The organism is Paenibacillus sp. S02 (genome assembly GCF_019454065.1).
In the GTDB taxonomy this organism is placed as follows: Bacteria; Bacillota; Bacilli; order Paenibacillales; family Paenibacillaceae; genus Paenibacillus; species Paenibacillus polymyxa_B.
In genome coordinates, this window is sequence record NZ_CP073682.1 from 4,752,508 (window position 1) to 4,770,581 (window position 18,074).

19 protein-coding genes are annotated in these 18,074 nt (G+C 44.5%); 9 read left to right on the forward strand and 10 right to left on the reverse strand.

Annotated elements, in window-relative coordinates:
* The gene (locus tag KAI36_RS21075; RefSeq protein WP_220025930.1) at positions 1–1,095 is read left to right on the forward strand and encodes a glycosyltransferase family 4 protein; all 1,095 of its coding nucleotides are present in this window, start codon (positions 1–3) and stop codon (positions 1,093–1,095) included.
* An 82-nt stretch (positions 1,096–1,177) separates the two neighbouring features.
* On the opposite strand, the gene KAI36_RS21080 is transcribed toward KAI36_RS21075, so the two are convergent.
* The 3 genes from KAI36_RS21080 to KAI36_RS21090 form a co-directional block, all read right to left on the reverse strand.
* On the reverse strand, positions 1,178–3,031 hold the full coding sequence (locus KAI36_RS21080; protein WP_220028179.1) for a beta-glucoside-specific PTS transporter subunit IIABC: 1,854 nt from the start codon (positions 3,029–3,031) through the stop codon (positions 1,178–1,180).
* An 82-nt stretch (positions 3,032–3,113) separates the two neighbouring features.
* A complete protein-coding gene (locus KAI36_RS21085) occupies positions 3,114–3,275 on the reverse strand; it encodes a Gfo/Idh/MocA family oxidoreductase (protein WP_220025931.1) in 162 nt (53 codons plus the stop codon).
* A gap of 33 nt (positions 3,276–3,308) precedes the next feature.
* Entirely contained in the window at positions 3,309–4,589 is a 1,281-nt protein-coding gene (locus KAI36_RS21090; protein ID WP_220028180.1) for a glycoside hydrolase family 140 protein, read from the reverse strand.
* Between the two features lie 245 nt (positions 4,590–4,834).
* Here KAI36_RS21090 and KAI36_RS21095 point away from each other — a divergent pair, with 245 nt between their 5' ends.
* Positions 4,835–5,863, forward strand: a complete 1,029-nt coding sequence (locus KAI36_RS21095) for a LacI family DNA-binding transcriptional regulator (RefSeq protein ID WP_220025932.1) — start codon at positions 4,835–4,837, stop codon at positions 5,861–5,863.
* 112 nt (positions 5,864–5,975) lie between these two features.
* Here the strand turns inward: KAI36_RS21095 and KAI36_RS21100 are convergent, their stop codons facing one another.
* Together KAI36_RS21100 and KAI36_RS21105 are read right to left on the reverse strand one after the other, a co-directional pair.
* Positions 5,976–6,881, reverse strand: a complete 906-nt coding sequence (locus tag KAI36_RS21100) for an NAD(P)/FAD-dependent oxidoreductase (protein ID WP_220025933.1) — start codon at positions 6,879–6,881, stop codon at positions 5,976–5,978.
* Positions 6,882–6,994: 113 nt separating this feature from the next.
* Positions 6,995–7,393: an Rrf2 family transcriptional regulator gene (locus tag KAI36_RS21105; protein WP_013311738.1), complete on the reverse strand. Its 399-nt coding sequence runs from the start codon at positions 7,391–7,393 to the stop codon at positions 6,995–6,997.
* 158 nt (positions 7,394–7,551) lie between these two features.
* Here KAI36_RS21105 and KAI36_RS21110 point away from each other — a divergent pair, with 158 nt between their 5' ends.
* From KAI36_RS21110 to KAI36_RS21130, 5 genes are all read left to right on the forward strand, one after another.
* Positions 7,552–9,477, forward strand: a complete 1,926-nt coding sequence (locus KAI36_RS21110) for a BglG family transcription antiterminator (protein WP_220025934.1) — start codon at positions 7,552–7,554, stop codon at positions 9,475–9,477.
* Positions 9,478–9,635: 158 nt separating this feature from the next.
* The gene (locus KAI36_RS21115; RefSeq protein WP_220028181.1) at positions 9,636–9,968 is read left to right on the forward strand and encodes a PTS lactose/cellobiose transporter subunit IIA; all 333 of its coding nucleotides are present in this window, start codon (positions 9,636–9,638) and stop codon (positions 9,966–9,968) included.
* 18 nt (positions 9,969–9,986) lie between these two features.
* A complete protein-coding gene (locus tag KAI36_RS21120) occupies positions 9,987–11,282 on the forward strand; it encodes a PTS sugar transporter subunit IIC (RefSeq protein WP_220025935.1) in 1,296 nt (431 codons plus the stop codon).
* Between the two features lie 70 nt (positions 11,283–11,352).
* Positions 11,353–12,789 (forward strand): glycoside hydrolase family 1 protein, encoded by a 1,437-nt coding sequence (locus KAI36_RS21125; protein ID WP_220025936.1) that lies wholly within the window; start codon positions 11,353–11,355, stop codon positions 12,787–12,789.
* A gap of 30 nt (positions 12,790–12,819) precedes the next feature.
* Entirely contained in the window at positions 12,820–13,146 is a 327-nt protein-coding gene (locus tag KAI36_RS21130; protein ID WP_220025937.1) for a PTS sugar transporter subunit IIB, read from the forward strand.
* A 66-nt stretch (positions 13,147–13,212) separates the two neighbouring features.
* On the opposite strand, the gene KAI36_RS21135 is transcribed toward KAI36_RS21130, so the two are convergent.
* The 3 genes from KAI36_RS21135 to KAI36_RS21145 all read right to left on the reverse strand — a co-directional run bounded on the left by KAI36_RS21135 (position 13,213) and on the right by KAI36_RS21145 (position 15,543).
* A complete protein-coding gene (locus KAI36_RS21135; RefSeq protein WP_025722218.1) occupies positions 13,213–14,145 on the reverse strand; it encodes an NAD-dependent epimerase/dehydratase family protein in 933 nt (310 codons plus the stop codon).
* A 131-nt stretch (positions 14,146–14,276) separates the two neighbouring features.
* Entirely contained in the window at positions 14,277–14,903 is a 627-nt protein-coding gene (locus KAI36_RS21140; RefSeq protein WP_220025938.1) for a DUF1796 family putative cysteine peptidase, read from the reverse strand.
* Positions 14,896–15,543, reverse strand: coding sequence for a DUF1796 family putative cysteine peptidase (locus KAI36_RS21145; protein ID WP_220025939.1), 648 nt, complete (start codon positions 15,541–15,543; stop codon positions 14,896–14,898). The genes KAI36_RS21140 and KAI36_RS21145 overlap by 8 nt, the downstream gene beginning before the upstream one ends.
* Positions 15,544–15,787: 244 nt before the next feature.
* On the opposite strand from KAI36_RS21145, the gene KAI36_RS21150 reads away from it, so the two are divergent.
* Together KAI36_RS21150 and KAI36_RS21155 are read left to right on the forward strand one after the other, a co-directional pair.
* Positions 15,788–16,135, forward strand: coding sequence for a hypothetical protein (locus KAI36_RS21150; protein WP_025722221.1), 348 nt, complete (start codon positions 15,788–15,790; stop codon positions 16,133–16,135).
* Positions 16,136–16,160: 25 nt separating this feature from the next.
* Entirely contained in the window at positions 16,161–16,556 is a 396-nt protein-coding gene (locus KAI36_RS21155; protein WP_220025940.1) for a hypothetical protein, read from the forward strand.
* 88 nt (positions 16,557–16,644) lie between these two features.
* Here the strand turns inward: KAI36_RS21155 and KAI36_RS21160 are convergent, their stop codons facing one another.
* Complete coding sequence (locus KAI36_RS21160; protein WP_220025941.1) at positions 16,645–16,818, reverse strand: hypothetical protein; 174 nt, start codon at positions 16,816–16,818, stop codon at positions 16,645–16,647.
* A gap of 31 nt (positions 16,819–16,849) precedes the next feature.
* Complete coding sequence (locus KAI36_RS21165) at positions 16,850–18,070, reverse strand: glycosyltransferase family 4 protein (RefSeq protein WP_220025942.1); 1,221 nt, start codon at positions 18,068–18,070, stop codon at positions 16,850–16,852.
* Between the last annotated feature and the right edge of the window lie 4 nt (positions 18,071–18,074).

Consider the following 18,074-nt stretch of genomic DNA (forward strand, 5'->3'; position numbering starts at 1 on the left):
TTGGCAAAGGAGGTTATTGAGATCAAAGTTCTATTTACTTTTTATATACCCAGTGGTGGCGTGGAAACCTTGAACCGCCAACGCTGTAAAGTGCTCATGCAGGACGGGATTGAATGTCATCTTCTCTATTATCAGCAAGGTACAGGAATGCAAAACCTGAACGGCGATATTCCTGTATTCATGACTTCCTCTGAAGAAGAAATTCGAATGCTGGTAATTACTAACCGCTATGATGCAATTATCGTCTCATCGGATTATCCTATGCTCCCTAGACTGCGAATGTTGGGCTATCAGGGGATATTAATCTATGAATCGCAGGGCTTTGGTTCTCACGAAGAGGCTGCTTGGGTGGTCGCGGATGCAGTTCCGTATCTTCAGAGACATGCCAACGCAGTGCTCTTGCCCAATACAACTCATCTGGTGCAGCTATTTACCGACATGTGTCCATGGCTTAATCGTTATGTATTTCCAAACGTACTGGATACCAGCGTATTTAATTATGTACCTAACACTCCTCCGACCAATCCGATCATTGCATGGGTTGGGCGGCTGGAGCCCAATAAGAATTGGAGGCATTTTATCGACATTTCTTACTGGATGCTACAAAATCGTGCGGACCTTCGGATTTGGATGTTTTATGACGACACATTGTCACAGCCAGAGGATAAAATACAATTCGAAAAAATGCTTTCTCAGCTTGGCATGTCCTCAATTATCGAGCGTTTTAAAAGCGTGCCTCATGCCAAAATGCCCCTGTATTACTCCATGATTGGCGACTCAGGTGGCTACCTGCTATCTACCTCGCTGGTGGAGGGATTCGGCTATGCCGTAGCTGAGGCGATGGCCTGTCGTTGTCCGGTATTAAGCTCTGATTCAGACGGAGTACGAGCTTTCATTGACCACAACGAAACCGGTAAATTTTATCAGCAGGGAGACATCTTGCAGGCGATACTGGAAGGACTAGACCTGATGAACAACGTATCTCATCGCGAATCTATCCGCCAGAAGGGGCTGGCACGGATCGTTAGCCTGTTGGCACCGGATAAATATGTGCGCTCCTTCCGGCAGATGATGAACACGCTGGGTGTGAGGTAACTAAAAAAAGCTGACGACAACCCTTTTTTACACATGGGCCATCGTCAGCTTTAACTTGCCTTTTATTCTTGAGTATTGGAATCTATCTAATCTTTAGTAAGCGGTCTCCTGCATGAATATCCTTGGAATCTTCAACTAAGATATCCGTGTACACGGCTGTATTGGTTACAATGACGGATGTGGTAATATCATATCCTTCATCCTCTATAGCTTTGGGATCGAATTCAACCAGCTTGTCCCCTTTTTGAATCGTATCCCCTTCAGACACAAAGGAAGTGAAATGTTTTCCTTTCAAGCTGACCGTATTAATTCCAATGTGAATGAGCAGTTCAACTCCATCCTCAGAAATAAGCCCGATGGCGTGCTTTGTTTTGAAAACGGTAACAACAGTTCCGTTAAACGGCGCATAGGCTACTCCTTCTTTAGGAATAATAGCGGCTCCCTGGCCCATCGCACCACTGGAAAAAGCTTCATCTTTTACTGCGGTTAAAGGAATCAATTCACCGTGTAGAGGACTGAATACCACTTTTTCTTCCTCTTTGTTTTCATCTGCAACCTTAATCTCAGACGCAGGTTTTACATTTTTATAACCGAAAAGATAGGTCAGAATAAATGCAACTACAAAAGCTACAACCAAAGATACGATAAAGCCGATGAAGCCTGCATCCATGCCTTTTGGATTAATGAATAGAGGTATACCAAAAATGCCGCCTGAGGCAAATCCATATGCCGTTGAGCCGAGCAAGCCTGCTGCAGCTCCTCCGATACCTCCAGCGATCGAGGCTAAAATAAATGGTTTTTTGGCGGGTAGCGTAACCCCGTAAATAGCTGGTTCAGTAACCCCCATCAAACCCGCAATTGTGGCAGAAGTAGCAATGGGTTTTAATTTAGGGTCCCGTGATTTCAAAGCGATGGCAAATGCCGCACCTGTTTGCGCAAAAGTCGTACAGAAGAGCATACCGTTAATCGGATCAAACCCGTTCGTAACTACATTATTCAGGAGAATTGGAATGAACGCCCAATGCAGACCGAAGATAATGATGCCCTGCCAGAACCCGGCCAGAACGAGGCCAGCTACAGCCGGACTTAACTGGTAAATCCACATAGAGCCTTTGGCTAACCCATCGCTGATTATAGTTGCTATCGGCCCGACAACCAGAAAAACAATCGGTGATATGATGACCAAGGTCAGAAAAGGCACCATGAACATTTTAATGGAGGCAGGTGCATACTTACTTATCATTTTTTCGACCTTAGCTGCCAAGAACGATCCAATAATGATAGGTATAACAGAAGAAGTATAATTAATCAGAACGACAGGTATGGTCAAAAAGGACAGCGCCGTTTTATCCGTAAAGGCGGAAGTAATGGTCGGATACACCAAGGCGGCACCCAAAACAGCAGATAGGTACGGGTTTCCTCCAAATTTTTTACCTGCTGAAAACCCTAGAATAACTGGAAAGAAATAAAACATAGCGTCTGCTGTCGCATATAAAATTTTATACGTGCCCATCTGATCAGTCATCCAGCCCAGGGATGTGCATAAGGCCAATAGTCCTTTTAGAATCCCCACAGCAGCGAGCACACCCACAACGGGCATGAACACACCTGAAATTACATCGACAAATCGGCTAAATAGGCTCGCTTTTTCATTTTTTTGATCGTCTTCAACCATTTGATCTCCATGCTTTACTCCCATTGTATCCAAAAGAGCTTCGTATACTTTGGGAACCTCATTCCCGATGACCACCTGAAATTGGCCACCACTTTCCACAACGGTAATGACACCGTCAATCTGCTTGATCTTTTCTTTATCTGGCAATTGATTATCCTTCAGTTTAAATCTCAATCGAGTGACACAGTGAATGACACTGTTCACATTTTCATTTCCGCCCACGGCACTCAATACTTCTTTGGCTGTTTTTTTATGATCCATCATGTTCGCTCCTTCTTGGATGCGCTTTCTATTTTTCTATTCGTAGTAGCTGGATGTGCAATAACTGCGACAATTACGGCACTTATCCCAATTCAGTAGGTATATGGAATTGAGCTGCTTTTTCAAAAAGTAAGCCTTTATTTCGATCACAAAATCCTTTGATTTCTGCATCCGAGATAAATTGCCATGCTTTTATATGTTTTTCCGACCAATATCCCGTTCCAATAACGCCGATTTTCCACATGTTGCTTCACTCCATCCACATTCTTCTCTGTTTTTATTTCGTTCCGATGATGACAACATCACTTTCAAAGCTGTGCATGTCTAGCACCGATTGATCCTTTTGGACGGACACGTCGGTTTGGGCAAACCGCTTCCCGGCTAAATCAATCGTTGTAAACTTGTAATCCTGCACGTTGATACTTAGTCGCACCTTCGTGTTAACCGGGACATACAAGATAAGGGTATTCTCGTTCCCCGCAGCTCTAATTTCCTCTGTCTTGTTTAAAACAATATCTAGCGGCTTTATGCCAATAAGGTTATACATTTCAAACAAATATTTAATAAAGGAATAATCCCACGCACCTTCAAATCGCAATGCCGTTCTCCAATCATAGGGACTATCGAATCCTTCCCCTTCTACAACGCCGAATTTCTTTCCTTTCTTGTGCCAGCTCCAAATGCCATGCGCCCCGTAGGTAATTCCCGCTCCCCCGCCTGCAAGGAGGCTTTGCCATGCTGCTTTTCTGGCATCCAGTGCAGTGTATCTGCCATACACATTGCGGCTGTAACTAATTTGTTCATAACATGGCTCCCCATTAATGACAGGCCGTATATCTGGCTTATGATAGAAATGTTGAGCAATCTCATGGGCTACATGTTGAAACTGGGAGTTATGTCCTGATTGATACATATAGAATCCAAGACCCTTGTGTTTCTCAAAGGCTGGAGGAATTTCTCTCAATCTCCCTTGAATATGCAGCGTAGTTAAGCTTGCAGGGCTTAATTGTTGTACAATTTCCAGTGCTTTTAAATAATAGGAATTGGCACGTTCGGTCGGAAAATCACTATCCCCGCTAATCAGAAAAATAGGATCAAATGGAGAAAAACGGTTTACGACGTACGTTACATAGGGTTCAACGCATTCAAACGGCATTTTATTACCCTTTTGGAACATTTCAGCCCATGTATCCGGTACATAGTTACACCACAACAGAACCAGTGCCGGAACAAATCCACGCTCTACAGCCATTTTCAACATGATTTCTGCCCGGTCAAAATAAGCTTCGTTCAATGTATAGTAGTCGAAATCCCCATTTTCCAGTAATGCAAACGGCTGTAGATTCAGATCCGATTCACTTGCGTCCCATTGTCGGAGCATGTTGATTTGCAACACATTGAAACCCTGCATCTTCCGATAGTCAAGATAATCGCTCCACTCCTCTATCGTCGCGTTGGTAAATACACTCCAAACCGTATCTGCCAAATAAAAAAAAGGTTTGTCCTCTTTTGTAAAACTTCTTTGATTTTCAGCAATGTTTAAACTCAAATGAATCACCGTTCCTCTCTTGCTGTATTCACAAATTCCCATAAACAAAAAACTAAAATAAACAACTAATTTATATGATTATTTCGCAAATAAACTAAATTAAAGCGCTTTACACTTGCATATTAACACTACGAATGATAAAAGGTCAACATTTTTTTGTTTTAATTTATTTAGTTTAGTTTAGTTTATAAGCTAAACTTTCTTGTAGAGTAATGATATAATTTATGTAGTTTAGTTCAATAGGGGGTTCCACATTGAAAATTGATGATATTGCAAGGCTTGCAGGTGTTTCGAAATCTGCTGTCTCTCTTGCTTTTAATAACAAACCCGGAGTCAGTGAAGAAACCAAGGAGCAAATTCTAAAAATAGCCCAAGAGCATGGATATAAACCACGCACCATGAAGACAAGCAAGGAAGTCATTAAAAATCATCATGTGATTCGCTTTGTGGCCTGTAAAAATACAGACATCGTAACAGAGCATTATGATTCACTTCCATTTTTCAATGAATTAATTCATCATATTAGCAATCAGGTGAGAGAATATGGAAACACCTTGATTTTTTCGTCTTTTGATAGCCATAGCCTCGAAGAAGAATTATCTGCTTTGGAAAAAGATCAGCCCTCTTCAGGCATACTTCTGCTTGGCACCAATTTAACTTCCGAGATTATTCATTCTATACAATCCATTCATTCCAATATCGTGATTTTGGATACCTACTTTGAACACGTCGACGCCAGTTTCGTATCTATTAACAACTATCTTGGTGGCTATCAGGCAGGCCAATATTTAATTCAGTCAGGACACAGAAAGATAGGATACGTACAATCCAGTACCAGAATTCTTAACTTTAAAAAACGAAAGGAAGGTTTTATGGCAGCTTTAGAGGAGCACAATCTTTCCATAGAAAATGGGCTTACATTTGATATGCATCCCATGCTTGTGATGTCACAGGACGCATTTAAAACAGCTATTCATGAATTGAATGAGCTACCTTCGGCCCTATTTTGCGAAAATGATTATATGGCGATCAGTGCCATTAAAACGTTTCAGGAGATGAACATTCGAGTGCCTGAACAAATTTCCATCATGGGATTTGATAATATTCATGAAGCCAAGGTCATTAGCCCGGAACTCACAACCATTCATGTGAAAAAGGATATTTTGGCCCGAACTGCTGTAAACTTGCTTATGGAGAGGCTTAACAATCATCAGGGGCATCATACTCAGGTTCTTGTGAATACAGAGGTTATTGAAAGAAGATCTTGTTTAGCCTTAAAATGACCTATGATCATTGGTTTATTATTGCTTGCTCTCTCTATGATTTTAGAATAAAGCCGCCGTGTTGGCGGCCTTTTCTATCATCGGATTCCATATAGGATATTCCAATTTCTCGTCATTCGTTGAAATCTTCCTCTGTCAAATCCATATTTACGCTCGCAGCGGTTCGACTGCCGTCAGCAGCGGCAAAAATCAACTGAGAAGGCATGAAGTACGATGAATCCCCAGCAGCATATATACCAGGTATGGAGGTTCTCCCCGCTTCATCCGTCTTGATCCCGCCCGACTCCGTTCTTTCACAGCCCAAATGTTCTCCAAACGGTGCACTTTGTACAAACTGGGGAGTCACGAAGCCGCCGACCCTCGGGACTTGAGTGCCATCCGTAAAGCGCACATGCTCCAGCTGCCCATTGTGACCGATGAACGCTGAAACAGGTTGCTCCATTACCACAATTCCCTTGGATTGAAGCCGTTCTTTTTGCTCGTCCGACAGGGATGCATGACCGTTCGTACAGACGATCAAATCCTTACTCCAGTTAAGGAGTAGTTTGGCTGTATGAAATATAGCCGCCGATTCAGAGACGAGGACAAGTGGTTGATCCCGCAACTCCCAGCCGTCGCAATAAGGGCAATTAAATAAACTTTTCCCGTATAACGGATAAAAACCTTCGATCTCGGGGAATGTTTCCTTTACACCCGTCGCTAATATCAATTTTCGCGCTTGAACGCGAAGGCCTGATGAATCAAGCACCTCAAATCCAGATTCTTTTTTCATAATCGAAACAACCTCGGTTTGCAAATGATGGACAGACGGATAACGCAGCACTTCCTCATAAGCTACACGGCGGAACTCGGCTGGCGTTACGCCGTCTCTCGTAATAAAACCATGCGACGCATGCGTAACCGCATTTCTGGGCCGATTATTATCAATCAAAGCCACACTTCTCCTTGCCCTGCCCAGCACGAGGGCTGCATTCAATCCGGCGGGCCCTCCACCAATAATAGCGCAATCGTACAGCATAACACTCAACTCCTTTTAAAAGATATTAAAGACTTATTATATCTGTAATTAAAACAAAAAAAACGCTTTACATAATTGGCAACCACCCTCTTTCTATCTAAAGTTGCTTACTTTTAAACTTGTGTTTGCTTTTGCGCCAAATCGACCAATTTCGTATTTTTTAGATGTCGTTCCATTTTCTCCTCTGCTTCCCTCATTACAGCTTGAATCAGGCACTCAGATCCGTGGACAAAATCACATTCAAACAAAGAATTCGTACCTTCAATGGCATGGATAATATCCAAAAAGGTAATATCATCTTTATGACGGGATAGGCGATAGCCTCCATTGGCTCCAGAAACGGATTCGATCATTCCGGCCTTCACAAGCCTCGTCAAAATTTTTGAAAGATAAGTTGGTGAAACATTTTGGGATTCGGCCAATTGCTGAACACCTACCGGCTTAACCGACGAATCAGCAACGAGCATGAGCATGGTGTGCAGCGCATAATTTGTAGCTTTTGTAAATTTCATAACTACACCTCAATCAAAGACTTATTGTGTCTACTATATCTCTGAATCTGCTAATGTGTCAAGATCATCTAGGATTCACGCTGTTGTCAATCCTTCTTTTGGTTACGCTCTAACCGTTGTATACTGTTCATCAGAACAGCTAAGAAAGGGGGCTCGTTGTGCGTATTTTTGATATTCTTCGTATATTAGTTGCTGAACAGATGGTCAAAGGAGAACACTTGGCAAATGCATTGAAGGTATCCTCTCGAACGATACGAACAGATTTAAAGGAATTGGGTGCGCTGTTGTCAAAGCATGGAGCAGCAGTTAAATCCCTTAAAGGAACGGGCTACAAGTTAGAGGTTCGGGACGAACAAGCATTTCATCATCTGCTGAAGCAATTAAAGGATGATGAAAATAATGTGCCCTATCCATTAGCGAATTCCTCTGAAGCCAGAAATCGTTTTTTAATGAAAAAGCTGTTGCTTACCAATGCATATGTTAAACTTGATGATTTAGCCGAGATCCTGTATGTTAGTCGATCTACTTTACAGAATGACCTCAAAGAACTACGCAAGTTATTGGCAACTTACGGACTTTCCCTGGAGAATAGACCCTATCATGGTATTCGAGTCAAAGGTAATGAGGCCAGGCTGCGTTATTGCATTTCCGACTATATATTTAATAGGATAGATGAAATAGGCGACCAGCAGATGTCCCCCCCTCCTCTGATCTCTAACGAAGAGATGGAATTCATAAGAGAAGTGATTCTGGATCGTATTGAGATCAATGATATTCAGCTGTCGGACATTGCCCTGAACAATCTGGTCATTCATATTGCTATAGCATGTAAGCGTATTCGCGAAGAAAGGTATGTCTCGTATTATCCTCAAGAGATGAAAAAAATCGAAGCGCAAAAAGAGTTTAGGGTGGCCACTGAGATCGTTTCCGCCTTGGAACAAAACATGGAGTACTCCTTTCCACTTGTTGAAGTTGCGTACATTGCTGTTCACCTGTTGGGTGTAAGGACCGTCGTTAGTGCCCGTATGGATGAAGTGGAGATTAAAAAGATCATTGATAAAGATATCTACGAACTGACTATCGAAATATTAGACCAAATTGATCAGCAGTTGAAGATGAACATTCATAACGATCAAGAATTGCTGATTGCATTTTGCCTTCACCTCAAACCGGTGATCAACCGTTATCAATACGGAATGAATTTGCGTAATCCTATGCTGGATGAAATCAAAGCCAATTACCCGCTTGCCTTTGAAGCAGGTATCATTGCTGCGGAGGTCATCAAGCAGCGGCTTCATATACACATTGAGGAAAATGAAATTGGGTATTTAGCCATTCATATCGGAGTCGCGATGGAAAGAAAGAAAATGGAGGACGCGCCCAAAAGATGTATGATCGTATGTGCTTCTGGACTCGGCAGTGCTAAGCTGCTGTATTACAAGCTTCAATCGGTCTTCGGTTCCAGGTTAGATATCGTGGGAACCACTGAATTTTATAAGCTGAAACAAATGCCGTTGGATACACTGGACTTTGTCATTAGCACGATCCCCATTTCAGAACCGATTTCAATCCCCATGATCCATGTGAATACATTTTTAGGCGGTTCCGATATTACTAAAATTGAACAAGCCATTTCTGAGGCCAGACTTCCTGCTGTGCAGTATGTACGAAAAAAAATGGTCTTTCTTCAGCAGAAGTTTGAGAACAAACTCCAAGTGCTTGAATTTATAGCCGAAAAAATACACGAAGCAGATCTTGTAAAAGGCCCCCTGCTGCAATCTGTGATAGAGCGTGAAGCCGTTTCCCCCACTTCATTTGGCAACTTTGTCGCGATCCCGCATCCGATGGAACCTTTCGCAGATTCTACGTTTTGGGCCATCTGTACATTACAAAAAGCTATCGACTGGGATGGCAAGCCGGTGCAGTTTATTTGTATGCTCTGCATACAGCGTACTAAATCAGAAGATTTACAGACGATGTATCATATTTTGCTTGATATTTTAAATAATGAACAGCTTGTCCAACAGCTTATTCGCTGCAAATCGTATACAGAATTCATAGAAGTGTTGCATAAAAATTGTTGAATATAAGGAGTATGAAGAACGATTTATTTCCGTTAAGAAGAGGAAATAATGTGCGTTATGTTGAAAGCGATTCCAAATTATAATAGCGATACGAAGGGATCATTGAAAGGAGAGAAGATCACGTGAATAATGATGAATCTACAGAGCACGACGTGAACATGGAGGACATGGATGATACAGAGATTGTATTCCAAATTATATTATACGCAGGGAATGCACGCAGCTCGGCCATGGAGGCGATTGAGCTTGCAAAGGCGGGGAAATTTCGGGAAGCCAAAGAAGAATTAGCTTCAGCAAAAAAAGAACTGGTGTCCTCCCACAAAATTCAAACCAGAATCATCCGTAAGGAAGCAGCGGGTGAAAAAACAGAGATGTCCGTCATGATGGTGCATGCTCAAGATCATTTGATGAATGCCATTACCATTCGCGATATGGCCTTAGAGTTTGTAGACCTGTATGAACGCATTGATCAATTCGTACCGAAATCGTAGAGGGAGGGGCGCTATCCCATGGCTTTCAAAGACAAACTGGTTGACGGCCTCACATCGGTAGCAAATGCAATCAACAATTTTAAATATATTATAGCGATCAAATCAGCTTTTATCACATTGATGCCCGTTATTATTGTCGGTGCCTTTGCTGTGCTGATTTCCAATATGGTCATGGACCCGGTCAATGGTTTGGCCCATTTTAAGCCATTCTCATTCCTGGCTGAGTACAAACCGATTTTCTCGAGCATTAACTATGCCAGCTTGAATATCCTTACCATTCTGGCTGTTTTCATGATTGGTCTGGAGCTAGGAAAAATTAATGGAGAGAAAAATCTCTTCCCCGGTTTGCTTGCTTTAATCTGTTTTATCTCTGTGACACCAACCACGATAGAGTTGATGGTTAACGGTGAAATACAAAAAGTAACAGACGTCATAGCCCGTCAATTTACGGATACCAAGAGCTTGTTTTTAGGTATTTTCATAAGCATCCTATCCGTTGAGCTATACAGCAAACTGGGCAAGTCCGATAAGCTAAAAATCAAAATGCCTGAAAGTGTTCCCAGCAATGTGGCCGTTTCTTTTTCTGCACTGATACCAACCATCATTACGGTGACGGTCTTCTCAATGTTTGGATTCTTTTTTCATAAGTTTACGGGACTCTATCTGTACGATGCTGTCTATAATGTGGTGCAAAAACCTCTGGAGACCGTAGTACAGGGACTGCCAGGTATACTGGTGCTGATGCTGGTTGCGCAAATCTTCTGGGTGATCGGTATTCACGGGAACCAAATGGTAAAGCCCATTCGTGAACCCCTGCTGCTTGGCGCGATTACCGTCAACATGACTGCTTATGAGCAAGGATTGCCCATTCCGAACATTATTACGATGCCTTTCTGGGACGTATACATGAGTATCGGTGGTTCAGGGATTACGCTGGCCCTCTTGATTTGTATTATGATCGCTTCCAAGCGTGAAGATATGAAGGAAATAACAAAGCTTTCGCTCGGCCCAGGTCTGTTTAATATTAATGAGCCTGTCATTTTTGGACTTCCGATTATGTTGAATCCATTGATGGCTATCCCTTTCATTATTACTCCGCTCATCACAGGAACGATTGGTTACTTCTCGACGTTGCTTGGATTTGCAGGTAAAGCCGTCGTCATGGTTCCATGGACTACTCCGCCTATTATTAATGCCTACCTGTCTACAGGTGGAAGCATTGGCGCCGTCGTAACTCAGATCATTTGTATTGTGGTAGCCATTATCATTTATTTCCCGTTCGTCAAAATTGCCAACAAGCGAACGACTGAATAATGCGCTACTATAGAAATACATCAATTAATTGAAAACGCATTCTTTATACAATGAAAAGGAGAAACATGTCATGGCTAAACATACGATACAAATTCCGTCGAATTTCATCATGGGTGCAGCGGCTTCCGCTTGGCAGACGGAGGGCTGGAGCGGTAAAAAAGAAGGTCAGGACTCATTCCTAGACCAATGGTACAAAAATGACCGCTATGTCTGGCACAATGGATATGGACCCGCGGTTGCAACCGACTTTTATAATCGCTATGCCGAAGATATTGCGCTGATGAAAGAGATTGGTTTAACCCATTATCGTACTTCTATTAATTGGTCCCGCTTCTTAACGGATTATGAGAATGTAGTGGTGGATGAAACGTATGCGGATTATATGGGCCGGGTCATTGATGAGCTGATTGCGAGCGGAGTCGAGCCGATGATTTGTCTGGAACACTATGAGGTACCCGCCTACCTGCTGAACAAATATGAGGGCTGGTCTTCCAAGCATGTCGTGGAGCTGTTTGTAAAATATGCGGAAAAAGTGTTTGAACGGTACGGCGATCGGGTCAAGCACTGGTTTACGTTTAATGAGCCCATTGTTGTACAGACTCGTGTCTATCTGGATGCCCTTCGCTATCCCTATGAACAAAATACGCGGAAGTGGATGCAATGGAACTATAATAAAACGCTGGCTACCGCGAAGTGCGTACAGCTTTTCAAAGCAAAAAACTATAGTCAGCACGGGGCTAAAATAGGCGTTATTCTGAATCCCGAAGTCACTTATGCCCGATCAAGCGCCCCTCATGACCAGTATGCGGCGCATGTGTATGATTTATTTTACAATCGAGTATTTCTGGACCCGCTTATTAAAGGCGAATACCCGCAAGAATTGTTCGATCTCATGGGCAAGCATGATATTACATTTGAAGCTACAACGGAAGAACTGGCAGTCATTAAGTACAATACCGTTGACTACGTCGGGATCAATCTCTATTATCCCCATCGGGTCAAAGCACAGAGTAAAGCGTGGAACGAAAACACCCCCTTCCACCCCTCTTACTACTATGAGCATTTTGATCTTCCGGGTAAAAGAATGAACAAGTCACGGGGCTGGGAGATTTATCCGAAAATCATTTACGATATGGGAATGCGTATCAAGAACGAATATCACAATATCGAGTGGTTTGTCGCAGAAAATGGTATGGGCATTGAGAATGAAGCTGTTTTCAAAAATGAGGAACACATCATTCAGGACGACTATCGTATTGACTTTATAACTGAGCACTTATACTACACATTACAAGCTGTAGAAGCGGGCTCCAACTGTACAGGTTATATGCTGTGGGCCTTTACAGACAACGTTTCTCCCATGAATGCTTTTAAAAATCGCTATGGACTGGTGGAAATTAACCTGGACAATGATCGAAGTCGGCATTTGAAGAAATCCGGCTACTGGTATCAAGCCACTATCAAGGAACGCTCATTTATTGCTGATCTGGATGAAGAGTATAAGTAGCTAAAAATGAATGTCTGGAGGCGCTCAAATATGAAAAAAATTATTTTGGCATGTGCTGCGGGTATGTCCACATCCATTTTGGTTTCTAAAATGAAAAAAGAAGCAGCAGCAAGATCCATAGAGCTGAGCATCGAAGCCATCCCCGAAAGCACCATCAAGGAAGAGCTAGAAGCCGTTACAGATTCTGTGATTGCTATTTTGCTCGGACCTCAAGTGCGGATGCGTAAAAAGGCAGTAACCGAAATTGCAGTTCCCTATGGTATCCCTGTAGATGTCATTGACACGTTGGCTTATGGTAGAGGAAACGGTGCAGCTGTCCTAGATCAAGCCTTGAAGCTGGCTGGCGAGAACTTCTAATTGCTATTCAAATGAAAAAGAGGCTGAGAGTTTCCTCAGTCTCTTTCTTGAGTTGCGCGCTCTTTATCACGACATACCTTCTTTGCCTGAGCCCATACTGCTCACATACGTTTCCTGTAAACCGGCAGAAATGCCGTATAGCGGTTCCCAACGAAGCCAATGTCTGGCGACTGCGTTACTAAGACAGCTATGGTGAATGTCTCCCGCTCGCGCTGGTGAATATACAGGTCGGACAGACGAACCATGCAGCTTTAGTAAATCGTAGGCCAGTCGATTAATGGACGTCGTTCGTCCTGTACTTACATGTACTGTGCGTTGGTCCGCTGCATGGATAGCCGCCATATTCGCTCGAACTACATCCTTGACGTACACAAAGTCTCGGGTTTGTGTCCCATCACCGTGAATGAGCAAGGGGCTTCCTTTTTTCAGCCGCTCCATAAAGAGAGCGACTACACCACCCTCTCCCTTCGCGGCCTGACCGGGACCATACACATTTCCATAACGCAAAATCGTGTAGTTCATACCGTACAGCCGATAAAAAAGTCGAATATACGATTCCGCGGTCAGCTTGGACAGTCCGTAGCCTGAAATGGGCTCCACGGGATCATCTTCCTGTATACATTGCTTTTGCAGCTCTCCATATACACCGGACGTAGACGCAAATATAAATTTCGACACACCTGCTTCATGACAAGCCTGCAATAAATGAATCGTCCCCAGCACATTCACATCCGCGTCCTCATCGGGTCGATGGATGGATTGCTGCACATCCGCCTGTGCGGCCAAGTGAAACACAATATCCGGGCTTTCCCGAATCAGCAGCGTCCTAGCTTCAGAGCTGCGAATATCCGCAATATGCATGACCGCGCGCGGGTCCACATTTGCAATATTCCCGGTCGTCAGATTATCCAGCACATGCACTCTGATGCCCGAATCAGCAAGCGCACGTACCAGCTGAGAACCAATAAATCCGGCTCCCCCGGTGACCAAAGCCTTCACTAGCTCACCCTCCTTTTGAACCGAAGCATATGACTTCCCTTCGCATCATGTTATGCGACTCCCTATAGCTTGGCGCAGGCACAAGCACAGTCCGAAGACAATCTATAATGTGTCTCTAGAATCTCAGCACCTCAGACATGCAGTCTCACGTTTTCCAGCATATAACTCCACATCTCATCCTGACCGTTCCATATATCCTCAGGTGGCAGCTCCACTGAAACCAGCCGCTCCAACCCCCAGTCCAGCTCCGTCACACCATCAGTCCCTGTATAATCCACGTATAACAAGCGAAAATCATGTGTAATCCTCTGTAATAACACATCATGTAGTTCCACCGCTTGCTCCCGACTGCCCCCGAGACGAACCAGTAGCAGACGGGACGCAAGCGTGAATTGATCCAGTAGACGTGCGATGCGGCGATCAAGCGTCGTTTTGAATGCAGGATAGGAAGTCAGCTGCTCCGATGTATTCTCGCTAACCGGAAAATGGTGTGCCGCTGTAATCCCATAGGATGCATCCTCGACCATGAAGTTATGCTCGCCGTAATCGTGCCCCGTGACACGCAGACTCTCAACATCCATAAAACCGTCAAAACGGGATTCCAGCAAGCGACTGATCTGGGACAAGTTACCGGAAATCATCCAGTCCAGCGGCCCCGCATATGGACGCAGTCCGTTTTTATCCAGCTGAATGGAAGGCAAGCAATGTCCACCCAGACTGAATACAGCATCATATTCCCCCTGTAACCGCTCAAGCACGACGCCCTCCCCTTTCCGAAGACAAGGTCATCCCTTTAAAAAGAGTACGCCAGTGCGGATCACTCTTGTAATTCCATACATCGGCAAAAGGCATTTCCACCGCGCATACATGCGGAAGCTGCCAATCCACCTCCGTCAACTCCGTTACGCCGGAACAATTCACCACCAACAAACGAAATTCATTCGCTACCATGCCCGACAAAATACGTTCCAGTTCCTCTACTTCTTCGTAGGTTCCCAGCATACGGACGAACAAGCTGCGCTTCGCTGTCTGTGTTTTTGCAAAAAAACGTTCAATACGACGGTCTATCTTTTCCTTGAACTCGGGATAGGTCACCAGATCTGAGGATGTATTGCGTTCCTGCGGAAAATCATGTACCGAGATCACATTATAAGCGATATCTCTGACCATATAATTCAGTTGGCTCGTACCAACGACACTTAAATTGGGCAAATCCATAAATCCGGCAAACCGATTTTCAAGCAAGCGGTTCACATCGGACAGCGTGTCAGACATCATCCAATCCAGTACCCCGGCAAACGGCCGCAAACGGTTCTTTTCCAATTGAATGGCAGGTGTACAGTTTTGTCCCAGACTGAAGACCGCTTCATATTCCCCTGCCAGCTGTGCGAGTCTCATAGCCGTGCCTCCTTTTTTAATACGACCCTTCCCTCAGATCCTGCTTGGCCCTTCTTCTGTAGTCGAAAAGGGACTTCAGGCCGTAGTTTGTTCCACTCTACATTACATGCACAGCACGGCGAAAAGGGTTGGACACCGATGCGCTTTTTGTCAAAGAGGCGTACAACTATCCAGTCCAATCCCGGCTATTTTTCATATCATATTAAGGCTGGTAACCTAACGGAATTCAAGGAGGCATCATCATATGTCCGTGTTTCTTTTAACCGTCGATCACCATCTCGCTTACCACAGCGCCCATATACAAAGCTGCCATGTGACCTTTTTCAATCGTGAAAAGAGAGCCGTCGATGTGTTGCTGGAAATGGGAAATGACAGTGGCGTTTTCCGACGGCAGCTCCTTCGATTGAACCCTTCTCCCGAAGCTGGCTCCGTGCTAGAACTCAAGGATATGGAGACCGCCCAAAATCCTTTTTACCTGCGAGTGGTAACGAGTATTTACAATCCGGAAACGCTGTTTATCCTGGCTGAATTTTTGGAAAACGGGAACATTGTCGCTAAGCGTACAGCCAGTCATTTTACCGTGACACCCTGATGAACGGGCAGAGGAGGAAGAAGGTATGTTGAAATATTCAGTACAAAACAAAGCTGAGCCAGGCACATATGCACTGCCTTTTCAGGTCACCGAACAGGAGAGCGTGCTCTCTACATTAATCATTCCTGCAAGTGAATCTGAAGGACGTATTGTCATTGAAGTCTCTTTGGCATGGGAAAATCCGCTGCTCAACTGGGATATCGGGGAGCTGGACATTCGATTGCGTCGCCACGATGAGCGGGGACCTATGCTGGATTGGTTGCAGGATTCCTGTTATCAGGAGGGATTTGCCGAGTTAAGCTATGAGGAAACGGGGGAACAGGCAGAGCCTTATGTATACTGCTTGACCGTACAATCAGCTGACCGTCGTGCTGTTGTTACGGGCCCGCTCATAATTCGAGGCTCAGTTTATGAAGATTGACGAAAAACTGGATGGAGAATGAGCTAAAATAAACTAAAGGCAGGTGGGAGTTTTAAGCCCGACCTGCCTTTTTATATGGTCTGTGCCCTCATGGTGCGGATTGTTTCAGACGTTCCAAAATGTCAGCATCCGGCAGCTTATATTCTTCCGGCAACGAGGTGTTAATTCGGTTCCATATTGCGTAATCGACCTTCAGATCCGGGTGCGACTGCTGGATTTCAAAAATACGGTTGTACAAGTCTCCAACGACAGGAAAAGTCATGCTCTGCCTCCTAACTGTTGAATCAACGTACTCAACGTACTTGATTCAGCGCTTGCCCATAAATATTCACGAGTCGCTCAATCATAACATCCAGAGACCAATGCGCGGTCCCCCATGCTTTGGCACGTTTTCCCATAGCTATCCGCACTTCATCCTGAGCCAGCAAATGCTGTAAATGAGCTGCAAGTGCCTCCACATCGCCAACCGGGGAGACCAGTCCGGTGTGTTCATGCTTCACCATTTCCGGCAGTCCGCCCGCATCCGATACCACTGCCGGAAGCCCCAAAATCTGCGCCTCCATGACCGAAAACGGCTGATTGTCCTGTATGCTCGGATGGACAAAAAGGTCCGCCAGTTGTAAAAGAGCAGGTACATCTTCACGATGCCCCAGAAAAACCACGTCTTCCTCCAGCCCTAGCTCCTTCGCCTGTGTTTGAAGCTCTTCCCTTTTATCTCCCTCCCCGACAATCCAGCAAACCCAATCCGTACGACTTGCTTTCAGCAGGCCAAGAGCGCTCATTAAATAATGCAGCCCTTTGATATAGACCAGCCGTGAAGGACAAATTATAACTTTTTTCCCCTCAGGTCGTGTCATGTCTGTTCCCTTGGCATGGATTTCCCAGAAGTGCTCGGTGTCTAAGCCATATTGGAAAGTGGCAATCTGCTGCTCAGGCACTTCGAACTCACGCACCAGCGTCTGCTTCATCCATTCTGTAGACGTAATGGTAATATCCGCGGATATAGCGCCATAATGCTCCAGCGCCCAATAATATTTCCACATCAGCGTCTCGCGGTAACCCTCCTCATGATCCCGCTCCAGAGCCATCATGACTTCACGAGCCAGCGAGCCATGAATATTCGCTACCAACGCGCTGTCTTTGCGTTTGACCCGACTTAGAGCACGCGTGGCTATAACATCTTGCGTATGAATCACATCATACTGCTCAACCCCGAAATACGCCGCTGCCAGCTCCATACAGTATCGATCCTTTTCGACCGTCTGCACCCATGAATCCAAATGTAATACAGGGACAGCCGATTCATTCAGCTTCGTATGCAGCAGGGGCAGCAGTTGATCCTTCAGCAGCTCTCTATCTTCAAAAACAATATGGTATTTAGGTGTATCCGGTCCGTTCCCCATCAAGTCTACGGTGTGACCCAGTTGCTCCAGCCTCCGTTTAATTTGCAGCATAAAGGGCCATACGCCACCCAAATGAGGAATCGGCCAGTACGTAGCCAACAAAATTTTCAAAACA

Excerpts from the sequence above, each read along its gene's own strand:
- KAI36_RS21105 (WP_013311738.1), bottom strand. The coding sequence starts at position 7,393 with ATGAAATTTACAAAAGCTACAAATTATGCGCTGCACACCATGCTCATG.
- KAI36_RS21145 (WP_220025939.1), bottom strand. The coding sequence starts at position 15,543 with ATGAGACTCGCACAGCTGGCAGGGGAATATGAAGCGGTCTTCAGTCTG.
- KAI36_RS21100 (WP_220025933.1), bottom strand. The coding sequence starts at position 6,881 with ATGCTGTACGATTGCGCTATTATTGGTGGAGGGCCCGCCGGATTGAAT.
- KAI36_RS21150 (WP_025722221.1), top strand. The coding sequence starts at position 15,788 with ATGTCCGTGTTTCTTTTAACCGTCGATCACCATCTCGCTTACCACAGC.
- KAI36_RS21130 (WP_220025937.1), top strand. The coding sequence starts at position 12,820 with ATGAAAAAAATTATTTTGGCATGTGCTGCGGGTATGTCCACATCCATT.
- KAI36_RS21080 (WP_220028179.1), bottom strand. The coding sequence starts at position 3,031 with ATGGATCATAAAAAAACAGCCAAAGAAGTATTGAGTGCCGTGGGCGGA.
- KAI36_RS21085 (WP_220025931.1), bottom strand. The coding sequence starts at position 3,275 with ATGTGGAAAATCGGCGTTATTGGAACGGGATATTGGTCGGAAAAACAT.
- KAI36_RS21125 (WP_220025936.1), top strand. The coding sequence starts at position 11,353 with ATGGCTAAACATACGATACAAATTCCGTCGAATTTCATCATGGGTGCA.
- KAI36_RS21120 (WP_220025935.1), top strand. The coding sequence starts at position 9,987 with ATGGCTTTCAAAGACAAACTGGTTGACGGCCTCACATCGGTAGCAAAT.
- KAI36_RS21115 (WP_220028181.1), top strand. The coding sequence starts at position 9,636 with ATGGAGGACATGGATGATACAGAGATTGTATTCCAAATTATATTATAC.
- KAI36_RS21155 (WP_220025940.1), top strand. The coding sequence starts at position 16,161 with ATGTTGAAATATTCAGTACAAAACAAAGCTGAGCCAGGCACATATGCA.
- KAI36_RS21160 (WP_220025941.1), bottom strand. The coding sequence starts at position 16,818 with ATGACTTTTCCTGTCGTTGGAGACTTGTACAACCGTATTTTTGAAATC.